The organism is Amycolatopsis deserti (genome assembly GCF_014653945.1).
Classification (GTDB): Bacteria; Actinomycetota; Actinomycetes; order Mycobacteriales; family Pseudonocardiaceae; genus Amycolatopsis_E; species Amycolatopsis_E deserti.
The window spans coordinates 269,494-281,560 of sequence record NZ_BNAU01000002.1 but is presented as its reverse complement, the minus strand read 5'-3'; the positions used below and the strand labels follow the sequence as shown (position 1 = coordinate 281,560).

Sequence of the window (12,067 nt, the reverse complement as noted above, 5' to 3'; positions counted from 1 at the left end):
GGCGGCAGCGACGTGATGGCTGTAACCGCACCTACCACTACTACACCTGCTAGAATCTCGCTCGCTACGACGCCAGCAAATGCGACTTCAACGCCTCAACGCCAACGCCATCGCCCACGAACAGCAGCAGCACCAGGCGGCACACTCAAACCGGCACGCCGAACTCGCCGCCGCCGACAATGAACTGACCAAGACCGGCCAAGCCATCGACCGCTACCTGACCGTGTTCGAGCGCGAGGACGACGGAACAAGGACTCGTCGCCGACCGGCTCACCGAACTGCGCGCCAAGACCAAGCAACTCCGCGTCCGCCAAGACGAACTCACCCTCGCGCTCGACGACGAACCGGCGGCACCGGAGCCCGCTACCCTGGCGGCGGTAGCCGAGATCATCACCAACGGCAGCCATAACCAGATCAAGAGCCTCGTCGAAACCCTGGTTGCGAAGGTGACCGCCACCGGCCCCGGCCGGCTCATCCTCGTCTTCCGCATCCCCCAACCCCGCAACAACGACGAGGCCGCAATCGCCCTATCAGCGGAAACGGCTCCCAACGGAGTGGTTCGCACAATGACTAAACCGGTGGGCCGGGCGGGGCTCGAACCCGCGGCCAAGGGATTATGAGTCCCCTGCTCTAACCAGCTGAGCTACCGGCCCCAGGCGGGCGCACCAGCGCCCGCGCCCCGTCGAGGGGTGGACGACAACATATCGCACCTCCACCGGCCGCCGCCGCGGTGGGCGGGTCACCCGGACGGCCCAGTGGTGGTGCACCTGCGGTGTCGAACCGGTCAATCCGCCCGCCGCAGCGCCTAGGATGAGCTCATGGCGGGCGGTGCGGTGCTCTGGTGGGGGTGCGGCGCCGGCCGGATCCTCGTGCACGTGCACGCCCGGAGGTAACGGCGCCGGGAGGGTACGTGAGAGGTCGGTTCGCGGAGCAGCTGTCCGAGCGGGTTCTGGTGTTCGACGGGGCCATGGGCACCGTCCTGCACGTGGCCGGCAATTCGCTCGATCGGGCCCTACCCGAACTCAACCTCTCGAACCCCGAGCTGGTCAGCACGATCCACGAGAGCTACGTCGCCGCGGGGGCGGACGTCCTGCTCACCAACACCTTCGGCGCGAACCGGCTTCGGCTGGCCGGGCACGGCTGCTCGGTGAGTCCCCGGGACATCAACCTGGCCGCCGTCCGGCTGGCGCGGCAGGCGCGGCGCGGGGTGCATCGGACGATCTTCGTCGCCGGTTCCGTGTCGCCGGCGGTCAGCGCGAGCCAGCGGGCCGGGGTGCGCGCCGACGAGCGGGCCGAGGCCGTGCGCGAGCAGGTCCAGGCCCTGGTCGACGGCGGGGTCGACCTGCTGGTGCTGGAGACCTTCGGCTACCTCGACGAGCTGGTCGAGGCCGTCGCTCTGGCCGCCGAGGTCACCGACCTGCCCATCGTCGCCCAGGCGACCTTCGCGAACACCGGCCTCACGCCCGGTGGCGAGACCCCGCGCGAGGTGGTCAAGGCGCTCGCGAGCCTGCCGGTCACCGCGGTCGGCGCCAACTGCACCGCCGGCCCCCAGCACATGCTCGCGATCCTCGACGAACTCAAGGACGCCACCGACCTGCCGGTGGGCGTGCACCCCAACGCGGGCATGCCCCGCCGCACCGGCCGCCGCTTCAGCTACCCGGTCACCCGCGCCCACTTCGGCCGCTACGCCCGCCGCTACGCCGAGCACGGCGCGTCGATGATCGGCGGCTGCTGCGGCACCACGCCCAGCCACATTCGGGAGGTCGTCGCGCGCCTGGCCGACCTGCGTCCCCGCCAGGCCGGCCCCGTCGCGGCGGTGCCCAAGCCGCGTCCCGCGCCGCCGCAGAGCCCGCTCGCCCGGCGGTTCGCGCGGCCCGGCTTCGTGCTCGCCGCGCAGGTCACCCCGCACGGCGAGCCGGAGGACGTCGAGCGCGTCCGCGGCGCCGGCCTGGTCCTGGTCCGCGGCAACTTCGGCGAGGCGCTTCGCCTGGAGCGCGAGGCGGGCGTGGACACCATCACCACCGTCACCGCCTGGGACCGGTCGCTCGCGGCGCTGCAGGCCGACCTGCTGGGCGCGCACGCGTTCGGGCTGCGCACGGTGGTCTGCGAGACCGGCACGCCCGCGCCGCTGGGCGACTACCCGGGTGCCGACGGCGTCTGGGAGGTCGACTCGGTCGGCCTGATCGGGCTGCTCGCCGGCCTCAACGCCGGCCGCGACCACACCGGCCTCACCCTGGCGACCCGCACCGCGTTCCACATCGGCGCGCGCGTCAACCCCGGCGCGGAGGACCCGGACGCCGAGCTGGCGCGCACGAAGGCGAAGATCGCCGCGGGCGCGCAGTTCCTCATCACGCGGCCGGTCTACGAGCTGGAGGGCCTGTCCCGGTTGGCGACCGAACTGTCCGGTGTGGACATCCCGGTGCTGGTGGCGATCGCGCCGCTGTCCGGGTTCGCCGAGGCCGAGTACCTCGCCTACGAGGTCCCGGACGTGACGATCCCGCCACGCGCACTGTCCGAACTGGAATCCGCGGGGGAGCGGGAGGCCGAGGTCGGGCTGGCGCTGGCCGCGGAACTGCTCGATGGGGCACGCGAGCTGGTCCGGGGTGCCGTGGTGGTCGCCGACGAACACCCGGGGAAGATCGAATCGCTTCTGCGGCAAGAAAAATCGACGGTTTAACTCGGCCCGGTCGCGGTGCTACTCTCGCTCGATGGCCCTGTCGCGCAGGACGGTCCTGAAGCTGGGGGCACTCGGCACGGTCGGGTGCGCCGCCGTCACGGGCCGAGCGGCGGCCGGTGAATCACCACCCGTCGAACGCGCCCTCCGCGACGCGATGCGAGAACTCCACGCCGCACCAGGCGGTCCGCCGGCCATCACCGTCGCGATCAGACGCGACCACGGCACGGCCTTCCACAGCGTCGGTGTGTCCGATGTGGCGACCGGCCGGAAACCCCGCGCGGGAGACCACATGCGCGTGGCGAGCGTGGCGAAGGCGTTCAGCGCGGCGACCGCCCTGGTGCTGGTGTCCCGGGGCCGGCTGGGACTCGATGACACGGTCGGGCAGCGGCTGGACGGTTTCCCTCCGCGGTGGTCGGGGGTGACCCTCCGCCAGTTGCTCGGCCATACCAGCGGAATCCCGGACTTCAGCCGGTCGCCCCGGTTCGTCGAGGCGCTCGTGGCGTCGCTGCAGGACCCGCCGCCTCCGCGCGCCCTGCTCGGCTACCTCGACGACCCGGGCCCGGACTTCCCGCCCGGCACCCGCTACGCCTACTCCAACTCGGACAACATCCTCGTCGCGCTGATGTGCGAGGCCGCCGCCGGCGCCCGCTACGAGGACCTGCTGCAGCGTCTCGTGACACAGCCGCTGAACCTGCTCAGCACCAGCCTGCCCCGCGGTTCCGCGCTGCCCGAACCGTTCCTGCACGGCTACGACGGCGACGAGGACGTGAGCCGCCTGGTCGCGGCGGGCTGGAGCTGGGCGTCCGGGGGAGTGGTGTCCACACCGGCCGATCTGGCACGGTTCATCGCCGGGTACCGGGACCTGCTGCACCCGGCGGTGCGCGCCGCGCAACTCACGTTCCGGCCGGGTGGTTCCGAACCGCCCGGGCCGGGCACCAACGCGGCCGGTCTCGGCATCTTCCGCTACGACACCCGCTACGGCCGCGTCTACGGGCACACCGGCAACACCCCGGGCTACACCCAGTTCGCCGCGGCCACCCGCGACGGGCGCCGCGCCGTCGCGGTCAGCGCCACTGCCCAGATCACGCCGGGCAGTGACCCGGTGCTGTTCGAGCGGTTGCGGGGGATCTACGAACTCGCCGTCGGCGCGCTGCTTCAGACCAGCGTGAGGTCGTGAGCGACCACCCGCCCGGCGTGGATCACCGTGCGGTGCGGCAGCCGGTCCTGCACCGCGGCCGCGGGTGCCTCACCGTCCAGCAGCACCAGCTCGGCCGGATCGCCGACGGCGACGCCCGGGCGGTCGTGCACGCCCCGCAGCGCCGGCAACGACGGGTCGATCACCGTCGCGCCGCCCCAGGTACCGACGGCCAGCGCGTGCTCCACCACGTCGTCGTTGCGGAACCCGTTGGTGAACGCCAGCTGCCAGGTGCGGTCGAGCAGGTCCGCGTTGCCGTAGGGCGACCAGTAGTCACGCTGGCCGTCGTCGCCCAGGCCGACCCGGATCCCGGCCTCGGTGAGCCGCCGCAGCGGCAGCGTGTTGCGGCCGGGCGGGGCGACCGTGGCGACCGAGATGTCCAGCTCGGCCATCTCGGCCAGCACCTCGTCCAGCCGCGGCAACGGGGTGTGCGCGAGCGTGAAGGCGTGCGAGATGGTGACCTTGCCGCGCAGGTCCAGCGCCCGCGTCCGCTCGATGATCAGCTCGAGGCTGAACAGGCCCAGCTCGCCGGGTTCGTGCAGGTGGACGTCGACGGCGACGCCGAACCGATCGGCCAGGCCGAACACGATGTCCAGGTGCCGCACCGGATCGCGGTCCAGACCGCACGGGTCGATGCCGCCCATCACGCCGGCGCCGTTGCGCAGCGCGGCTTCCATCAGCTCCGGCACGCCGGGTTCGCGTAGCAGCCCGGCCTGCGGGAAGGCGATGATCTCGACGTCGGCCCGGTCGGCGTGCGTTTCGCGGGCGGCGACGACGGCTTCCAGGCGCTCCAGTTTGCAGTCGGCGTCGACCTGGGCGTAGCCGCGGACGCGGGTGACGCCGTGGGCGATGAGCAGGCCGAGCATGTGGGTGGACCGCTCAGTCATCGACGCCTCGGCCTCGCGCCAGTGGGCGCGGTCGTGCAGCATGTTCGCCCACACACCCCCGGGGGAGTCGTTGGGGCGCCACGGCAGCCCCAGCCGCGTGGAGTCCAGGTGGACGTGCACGTCGGAGAACGACGGCACGAGCAGCCGCCCCTCGCCGTCGAGACGGGGCACCCCCTCGGGCGCGGCAGTACCGGCCGCGGTCACCGCCGCGATGCGGCCGTCTCGGATCTCCACGTCGGACAGGGGACCGCCCCACGGGCGCACGCCGGACAGATACAGGTCGTTCACCGGACCAGGATCGCACGACCGGCGCGGGTGCCCGCCTCGATCCATCCAGGGTGGGGTGACGGTGGTCCGGCGGGCGACCGGGCAGGCGCTGGAGAACGCCGCGCTGCTGGCACGGACCAGGCGGACACGGCCGAGTCCGGGCAGGCGAGGCAGGCACTGGACGAGATCGCCTTCTGTTCGCTGGCCGGGGCGGCGCTGCTCATCGCCCTGGTGGGCGCGCTGCGCCACCGCTGGGACCTCGCGGTCGCGGCGGACGGGTGATCGTGCTCGGCCAGCCCAGCCGCCACCACGATCGCCATGACCCTGCTGTTCGCCGCGGTGCAGTGGGCGGTGGGGAGCGGGCAGTACACGCTCACCGCGAAGTGGCACCGGCTGTCCGACACCCTGGCCGCCGACGCGATCGCCCTCGGGCTGGCGGCGCTCGCGTCGTGGTGGCTGGCGCGGCGGAGCGCGGTGCACCCGTACGAGGGGAACCGGCGGGTTGGCCGGGTGGTCATCGGGTCCATCGCCGCGCTCGCCGCCCTGGCCTGCCTGACCCACGGCGGCATCCTGTGGGGCGTCCCGCTGGCGCGCGAGGGGCCGGCCGGGGTAGACGAGTGCGCCGGAACGATCGCCTCCGCCTGGCGACCTAGTGCTTGCCGTGCGGGTCGGCGGCGTTGAGGGTGGCCACGACCTGCTCGTAGTCGCCGCGGGCCTCGCCGTAGCGGAGGAACTTCACGTTCTCCACCTGGATCTCCGTGGCGTCCGGCTGGGACTCGAAGAGCTTGATCACCTCGTCGGCGAACTCGTCCAGCGGCATGGCGAAGTCGCTGTCCTCCTGGCCGGGCAGCAGCGCGGTCCGCACCGACGGCGGCTCCAGCTCGACGACCTTGACCGAGGTGTCCGCCAGCTGCAGCCGCAGCGACTCGCTGAGCATGTGGATGGCCGCCTTGCTCGCGTTGTAGCTGGGGGTGGCCGCCAGGGGCGCGAACGCCAGGCCCGAGGACACCGTCACGATGGTCGCGTCGGGCCGGGTCCGCAGGTGCTCGATGAACGCGGCCACCAGGCGGATCGGGCCGAGCAGGTTCGTCGTCACGGTTTCCTCGGCCGAGGACAGGAAGCCGTCCGGGTGGTGCCAGTCCTCGACGCGCATGATGCCGGCCATCGTGACGACCACGTTGAGGTCCGGGTGCTTGGCGATCACCTCGGCGGCCGCGGCGCGGATGCTGTCGGCGTCGGCGGTGTCGATCCGCACGGTGTCGAACCCGTGCTCGGCGGCGAGCTGGTCGAGCAGTTCGGTGCGGCGGCCGCCGATGATGACGGTGTTGCCCTTGGCCTGCAGCCGCTGCGCGAGCGCGAGGCCGATGCCGCTGGTGGATCCGGGGATGAAGATGGTGTTTCCGCTGATGTCCATGCCCCGAGTCTGGGCAGGCCGGACGGCCCGGAGAAGAGATCGCTCATCGGGGGATCGCCGGTCCCTGGTTCGCGCCGGGCGGGCGCGGATACTGGGGGTATGGATCGTGTCGAGCTGGCGGCGTTCCTGCGCCGACGCCGGGAGCAGTTGCGGCCCGAGGACGTCGGGCTGCCCGCCGGGCCCCGCCGCCGCGCGACCGGCCTGCGGCGGGAGGAGGTCGCGACCCTGGCGGCGATGTCGACGGACTACTACACGCGGCTGGAGCAGCAGCGCGGCCCGCAGCCGAGCGAGCAGATGCTGGCCGCCCTCGCCCGCGCCCTGCGGCTGACCGGTAGCGAGCGCGACTACCTGTTCCGGATCTCCGGCCGCAACGCGCCCACGCCCGTGGTCGCGGCGGCGCACGTGGCGCCCGCGTTGCAGCGGGTGCTGGACCGGCTGTCCGACACGCCCGCGCTGATCCTGTCCAACCTCGGCGAGGTGCTGGTGCAGAACAGCCTGGCCGACGCCCTCTACGGCGACCGGTCGCACCTCACCGGCTGGGCGCGCAGCGAGATCTACCGCTGGTTCACCGACCCGGCCGAGCGCCTGATCTACCCCGAGCACGACCGCGCCCGGCAGGGCCGCGCCCTGGTGGCCGGCCTGCGTGCCGCCCTCGGGTCGATGGGCCCGCAGTCCCGCGCCGGGGAGCTGGTGCGCGTGCTGTCGAAGGCCAGTCCGGAGTTCGCGGAGCTGTGGGGACGGCACGAGGTGGCCAAGCGGTTCGTGGACCACAAGGTGCTCGTGCACCCCCAGCTGGGGGAGATCGAGGTGGACTGCCAGGTGCTGTTCACCGAGGACCAGTCGCAGATGCTGCTGGTGCTCACCGCCCCGCCACGCACAGAGGCGGCGGAGAAGCTGCAGCTGCTCGGCGTGGTCGGCACCGAGCGGTTCGACAGGGTTCGCTAGCTCAGGCGAAGCGCTCCTGTCGTTCGACCTCGGCCAGGAATTCCAGCACCCGGGCGTTGACCTCGGCGGCCGACTCGCCCGCGATCGCGTGGGTGGCCGCCGGCCACAGCTCGACGCGGGCGTCCGGCAGCAGCTCCCGGGCGCGGGCGGCCGCGCGCGGGCCGTCGTGGATGACGCTGCGGGCCGCGATGAGTGCGAGGACCGGGACGGTCAGGCCACGCAGTTGCGCGTCGGTGAACAGCTGTGGCGTGGGCAGCGCGATCCGGTAGGTCCGCATGCCCTCGTCGATCACCGTGGCCACCGGGTCGTCCTCGGCCACCTCGGCGCCCCCGGAGATCCAGGCCAGGAAGGCGGGGCGGGCCCAGCGCCGGATGCCGGGGACCAGCGTGAGGGCGGTGCGCACGAGCAGGGGGACCGGGAACGGGGCGAAGGTCCGCACCGGGTCGATCAAGGTCAGCGAGGCGAGCCGGTCCGGTGCGCGCACGGCCAGGTTGGCTGCGAGCCACCCGCCGAAGGAGTAGCCGACGAGGTGGACGTCGCGCAGGCCCAGCGTGGTCAGCACGGTGTCGAGCCACGCGGCCTGGTCGTCGGCGTCGCGGATGGGCGCGGTCTGCTCGCTGCGCCCCGGCTCACCGATCAGGTCGAGCGCGTACACCGGGCCGCGCGCGATGAACGCGGGGAGGTTGGGTTCCCACATGATCGTCGTGCCCGCCCGGCCGGGAAGCAGCACCACCGGGGCGGGACCGGGTTCCCCGAAGCGGTAGACGCGCGCGGTGCCGAACGCCGTGGCCACGTCGCGCTGTTCGGCGGGGGTGGGCAGCGCGGCGAACCCCCGGTCGTAGGTCGCGTCGTACGCGACGCGGGCCTGCGGCGAGGTGAATCCGCCGAGCGTCATGGGGACCTCCCTGTTTGACGATACGATCGCATCGTAAACGGCTCCGGAACGGTTTGCAATCCGTTCGTATTGTGAAAAGGTGGCGGGGTGCCCAAGCGGGTCGATCACGAGCAGCGGCGACAGCTCATCGCCGCCGCGGTCCGCAGGATCGCGGCCGACCGCGGCCTGGAAGCGGTGAGTCTCGGCGAGGTCGCCGCCGAGGCCGGCATTTCCAAGGGCCTGGTGCAGCACTACTTCCCGAGCCGGGACGCCATGCTGCGCTACGCCACGCGGACGCTGCGCGACCGGGTGGACGACCGGCTGCGGACGGGGCAGGCGGGGCTGCCCGGCCTGCGCGCCGCACTGATCGCGCTCCTGCCGCTCGACGACGAGAGCCGGACCGAGGCACTGGTCGCGAACGCGTTCGTGGTGCGCGCGCTGAAGGACCCGGAGATCGCCGAGCGGTTCCGCCTCGGTCACGCCCAACTCCGCGACGCCATCGCCGCCATGATCACCGCCGCCCAGGCGGACGGCGACCTGCACACGGACCTGAACCCGATCCGGGAGGCGGACCTGCTGCTGGCCCTCGTCGCCGGTCTCGGCGACGCGGTCCTGCTGGGGCACCGGACGCCGGCGGAGGTGATCTCGCTCGTGGATCACCACCTGTCCCGCCTGATGCCGTGACCGGGGCAGCCGTCCTCAGGCGAACCGCTCCCGCACCTCCTCGGCCGTCAGGCCGAACTCTTCGAGTGTGTAGCGGTGCGACGGGCGGGCCGCGCCGGTCGTGCTGTCCTCGTACACCGCCCGCATCGCCGACTCCGCCTCGGCCGTGAACGGGAGTCCGAAGTGGTCGTAGACGGACGCGACCACAGCCAGCGGGTCGGCCACGAAGTCGGCGTAGTCGACGTCGCAGAACTGCGCCGGGTCGTGCTTGGCCCGTTCCCGCTTGAACGTCGCCGCGCCGCGGGACCAAAGCTCCAGCTGCGCACGGCCCACCACCGGCCCCTGGAACACCGTCGACCAGCCCGCCGACGCCTGCTGGTTCAGGCTGCACACCGACGCGATGATGGTTTCCGGGGCGCGGTGCGTCTGGATCACCAGCGCGTCGGGGTAGACCGCCAGCAGCGCGTCCAGCGCGAACAGATGCGACGGGTTCTTCAGCACCCACCGCTTGTCCGCATCCGGCAGCCCGATCAGCTGCAGGTTGCGCCGGTGCCGCGCGTACGCGTCGGTCCAGTCCTGCGCCGCCAGCCACTGCGAGTACGTCGGCACATGGGCCAGGCACTCGTAGGACACCGACTTCGCCGACTGCCGCAGCAGCTGCCAGCACTCCTCGACCTGCTCCGCGGACGAGTGGTGCACGCCGAGGAACTCCGGGTGCTCGACGTGGTGCCGCTCGTACCCGGCCTGGATGCCCTGGAACACCGGGTCGTCCGCCCACGTCTCCCGCGGCGGCCGCGGCTGCGGCACCTCGGTCAGCCACACCTCCAGGCCCTGGTGCGCCGGGTCGGCGGTGAGCAGCCGGTGAAGCGCGGTAGTGCCGGTCCGGGGAAGTCCGGTGACGAAGATCGGCCGCTCGATCCGCACGTCGGCGTAGGCTGGGTTCCGCTTCCACGCCTCCTCGCTGAGCAGCCGCGCCACCAGCGCCTGCCGGAGGAACGCGCGCTTGATCTTGTTGCCGAACGGCGTCAGCCCGGCGTCGCGCGCGTAGGACTCCAGCAGCACGGCGAGGCCCTCGCGGTATTCATCGCCGCCGAAGTCGGACAACCCGCAGAACCGGGTGGCCGATTCGTGCAGGTCCTCGACCGTGCCGACGCTGTCGCGCCCGATGCTCACCCAAGCCTCCTCAGTGGTGGTACTCGCCGCAGTTGACGTCCAGGCACTGCCCGGTGATCGCGCGCGCCATCGGCGAGGCCAGGAAGATCACGGCGTCGGCGATCTCGTCCGGTTCGGGAAGGCGGCGCAGGTCGATGCTCGACGCGGTCTCGGCGTAGACCTCGTCCCGGGTGATGCCGCGTTGCTCGGCGAGGTAGCCGAAGTACCACTTCAGCGTGTCCGCCCAGATGTAGCCGGGCGCGACCGAGTTGACCCGGATGCCGCGCGGCCCCAGTTCGGTCGCCAGGCTCTGCGCCAAGGCCAGCAGGCTGGCCTTCGCCATCTTGTACGGCCCGTACGGCTGCCGGGAATGTCGCAGCACCGCCGAGTTGATCATCACCACCGAGCCGCCGGCCGTCTCCAGCGCGGGCAGGAACAACCGGGTCAGCCGCAGCGCCGCGATCGAACTCGCTTCGAACCCGGCACGCACCCCGTCCAGCTCCACCTTCGCCAGATCGGTCATCGGCGGGATCGCGAACGCGTTGTGCACCAGCGCGTCCACCCGTCCGAAGGCGTCCACAGTGGTCTCGACGAGCCGTTGGGCATCGGCCTCGCTGGTGATGTCCGTGGGCACGGAGATCGTGCGACGGCCCAGCTCGTCGATCTCCTTGGCGACCTCGGCCAGCCGGGACTCGGTGCGCGCCGCGAGCACCACGTCGGCACCGGCCTTCGCGCTCCGCACCGCGATCGACCGGCCCAGTCCGGGCCCGACGCCGGAGACCACGACCACCTTGTCGCGCAACAACATCAGCCCAGCATCCTCGCGGCCGTGGCGGCCTGCCGGGCCGCGATCCGGGGGGACCACTCCGCGGGGGTCACCTTCGCCTGCTCGTAGAACGCCAGTTTGTCCGGCAGTTCCCGCACCGGCACGATCTCGACCTCCGGCCCGTCGTCCGGCTTGAGGTCGCGGGACAGGCGCTGCCAGCGGATCTGCACGTACCCGCGGCGGTGGCCGGTGCGCTCCAGCCAGTTCGCCACGCCCGGATCGCGCTCGCTGATGACGAACCGCATCTTGCCGTCCGGATCCACGCGCGCCTGGTCCGCGGTCAGGCTGGTCTGGTGGTTGGCGTAGTCCAGCGAGATGTACCACATGCTGCCCAGCTGGATGCCCTGGTAGGGCGCGTCCGGGCAGCGCGGCACGGTGACGACCATGGCCTGGTCGTCGTCGAGGTCGTAGTGCCCGACCGAGGAGAACTGCGTGCTGAGCCCGCCCGGGGTGGCGCGCGGCTCGGTCATCGTGTTGACCGGCAGGTCGAGGTAGAACCACTTCGGGAAGGCCAGGAACGTCCGCAGCCGCGACAGCAGGATCTTGCCCGCCACGCCGTAACGCTTGGTCAGCGTGTCCCGCGCCAGCGGCGGGGGAGCCTGGCCCTCGGCGCCGACGCGCTGGATGCGGACCATGCCGGGGCGTTCGCGTTCCCAGTCGCTGAACACCTCCCGCACGATCAGCATCGCCGATCCCGGTCCGAGCGGGAAGCGGTTGCGGCCGCTCAGCCCCGGGCCGAAGCGGATCTCGAACCGGCCGTCGTCGCCGATGTCGAACGCGCGGTCGTCGAACGCGGTGAGGCTGTCCGGTACCTCGACCGGCGAGTAGTTGCCGTTGAGAACCTGGAAACTCAGGTCGGCGGTGGTGCCGCGCTGCCCGGTGACCACGTATTCGGCGTCGTCGCGCAGGTAGGAGTGGAAGTAGAGGGTGTCCGGGTTGTCCAGGCCCATCTTCGTGTACGGGCCGGTGGAGCGGACGAAGAACGGGAAGTCCTTCTCGTACGCCCAGGCCATCTGCAGCGAGGCGCGGATGCTGCCGGCGAGGTAGTCCAGGCCCTCGACCAGGTCCTGTTCCCCCGCGATGTGCGGCGCCTCGGTGATGATCTTCTCGGCCTCGGCGAGCGCCTCGGCGAACGGCTGCGTGAGCACCGGCAACTCCTAGAACGCG

General features: G+C 72.1%; 12 protein-coding genes and 1 tRNA gene. 6 read left to right on the top strand and 7 right to left on the bottom strand.

Annotated elements, in window-relative coordinates; all coding sequences use genetic code 11:
• Window positions 1-579: 579 nt before the first annotated feature.
• Window positions 580-653, bottom strand: a tRNA-Ile gene (locus IE290_RS09845).
• A gap of 257 nt (window positions 654-910) precedes the next feature.
• Here IE290_RS09845 and IE290_RS09840 point away from each other — a divergent pair.
• Together IE290_RS09840 and IE290_RS09835 are read left to right on the top strand one after the other, a co-directional pair.
• Window positions 911-2,677, top strand: a complete 1,767-nt coding sequence (locus tag IE290_RS09840) for a homocysteine S-methyltransferase family protein (RefSeq protein WP_191244236.1) — start codon at window positions 911-913, stop codon at window positions 2,675-2,677.
• 31 nt (window positions 2,678-2,708) lie between these two features.
• Entirely contained in the window at window positions 2,709-3,854 is a 1,146-nt protein-coding gene (locus tag IE290_RS09835; RefSeq protein ID WP_191244235.1) for a serine hydrolase domain-containing protein, read from the top strand.
• On the opposite strand, the gene IE290_RS09830 is transcribed toward IE290_RS09835, so the two are convergent.
• Window positions 3,833-5,047, bottom strand: a complete 1,215-nt coding sequence (locus IE290_RS09830; RefSeq protein WP_229874369.1) for an amidohydrolase — start codon at window positions 5,045-5,047, stop codon at window positions 3,833-3,835. The two genes, IE290_RS09835 and IE290_RS09830, sit on opposite strands and share 22 nt — an antisense overlap.
• 27 nt (window positions 5,048-5,074) lie before the next feature.
• Between IE290_RS09830 and IE290_RS37780 the strand changes: the two genes are divergently transcribed.
• The gene (locus tag IE290_RS37780) at window positions 5,075-5,308 is read left to right on the top strand and encodes a hypothetical protein (RefSeq protein ID WP_229874368.1); all 234 of its coding nucleotides are present in this window, start codon (window positions 5,075-5,077) and stop codon (window positions 5,306-5,308) included.
• 36 nt (window positions 5,309-5,344) lie between these two features.
• Complete coding sequence (locus tag IE290_RS37775; protein WP_229874367.1) at window positions 5,345-5,707, top strand: hypothetical protein; 363 nt, start codon at window positions 5,345-5,347, stop codon at window positions 5,705-5,707.
• Here the strand turns inward: IE290_RS37775 and IE290_RS09820 are convergent.
• Window positions 5,676-6,440: an SDR family oxidoreductase gene (locus IE290_RS09820; protein ID WP_191244234.1), complete on the bottom strand. Its 765-nt coding sequence runs from the start codon at window positions 6,438-6,440 to the stop codon at window positions 5,676-5,678. The two genes, IE290_RS37775 and IE290_RS09820, sit on opposite strands and share 32 nt — an antisense overlap.
• Window positions 6,441-6,539: 99 nt before the next feature.
• Between IE290_RS09820 and IE290_RS09815 the strand changes: the two genes are divergently transcribed.
• Window positions 6,540-7,385 (top strand): helix-turn-helix transcriptional regulator, encoded by an 846-nt coding sequence (locus IE290_RS09815; protein WP_191244233.1) that lies wholly within the window; start codon window positions 6,540-6,542, stop codon window positions 7,383-7,385.
• Window position 7,386: 1 nt separating this feature from the next.
• Here the strand turns inward: IE290_RS09815 and IE290_RS09810 are convergent, their stop codons facing one another.
• On the bottom strand, window positions 7,387-8,280 hold the full coding sequence (locus tag IE290_RS09810; protein ID WP_191244232.1) for an alpha/beta fold hydrolase: 894 nt from the start codon (window positions 8,278-8,280) through the stop codon (window positions 7,387-7,389).
• 87 nt (window positions 8,281-8,367) lie between these two features.
• Between IE290_RS09810 and IE290_RS09805 the strand changes: the two genes are divergently transcribed.
• Entirely contained in the window at window positions 8,368-8,943 is a 576-nt protein-coding gene (locus IE290_RS09805) for a TetR/AcrR family transcriptional regulator (protein WP_191244231.1), read from the top strand.
• Between the two features lie 15 nt (window positions 8,944-8,958).
• Here IE290_RS09805 and IE290_RS09800 read toward each other — a convergent pair whose 3' ends face one another.
• Genes IE290_RS09800 through IE290_RS09790 form a run of 3 tightly spaced genes read right to left on the bottom strand, consistent with a single transcriptional unit; the run spans window position 8,959 to window position 12,048 of the window.
• A complete protein-coding gene (locus tag IE290_RS09800) occupies window positions 8,959-10,095 on the bottom strand; it encodes a sulfotransferase family protein (RefSeq protein WP_191244230.1) in 1,137 nt (378 codons plus the stop codon).
• 10 nt (window positions 10,096-10,105) lie between these two features.
• Window positions 10,106-10,882, bottom strand: coding sequence for an SDR family oxidoreductase (locus tag IE290_RS09795; RefSeq protein WP_191244229.1), 777 nt, complete (start codon window positions 10,880-10,882; stop codon window positions 10,106-10,108).
• A complete protein-coding gene (locus tag IE290_RS09790; protein ID WP_191244228.1) occupies window positions 10,882-12,048 on the bottom strand; it encodes a hypothetical protein in 1,167 nt (388 codons plus the stop codon). The genes IE290_RS09795 and IE290_RS09790 overlap by 1 nt, the downstream gene beginning before the upstream one ends.
• Window positions 12,049-12,067 lie beyond the last annotated feature (19 nt).

Excerpts from the sequence above, each read along its gene's own strand:
- IE290_RS09835 (WP_191244235.1), top strand. The coding sequence starts at position 2,709 with ATGGCCCTGTCGCGCAGGACGGTCCTGAAGCTGGGGGCACTCGGCACG.
- IE290_RS37775 (WP_229874367.1), top strand. The coding sequence starts at position 5,345 with ATGACCCTGCTGTTCGCCGCGGTGCAGTGGGCGGTGGGGAGCGGGCAG.
- IE290_RS09820 (WP_191244234.1), bottom strand. The coding sequence starts at position 6,440 with ATGGACATCAGCGGAAACACCATCTTCATCCCCGGATCCACCAGCGGC.
- IE290_RS09815 (WP_191244233.1), top strand. The coding sequence starts at position 6,540 with ATGGATCGTGTCGAGCTGGCGGCGTTCCTGCGCCGACGCCGGGAGCAG.
- IE290_RS09810 (WP_191244232.1), bottom strand. The coding sequence starts at position 8,280 with ATGACGCTCGGCGGATTCACCTCGCCGCAGGCCCGCGTCGCGTACGAC.
- IE290_RS09795 (WP_191244229.1), bottom strand. The coding sequence starts at position 10,882 with ATGTTGTTGCGCGACAAGGTGGTCGTGGTCTCCGGCGTCGGGCCCGGA.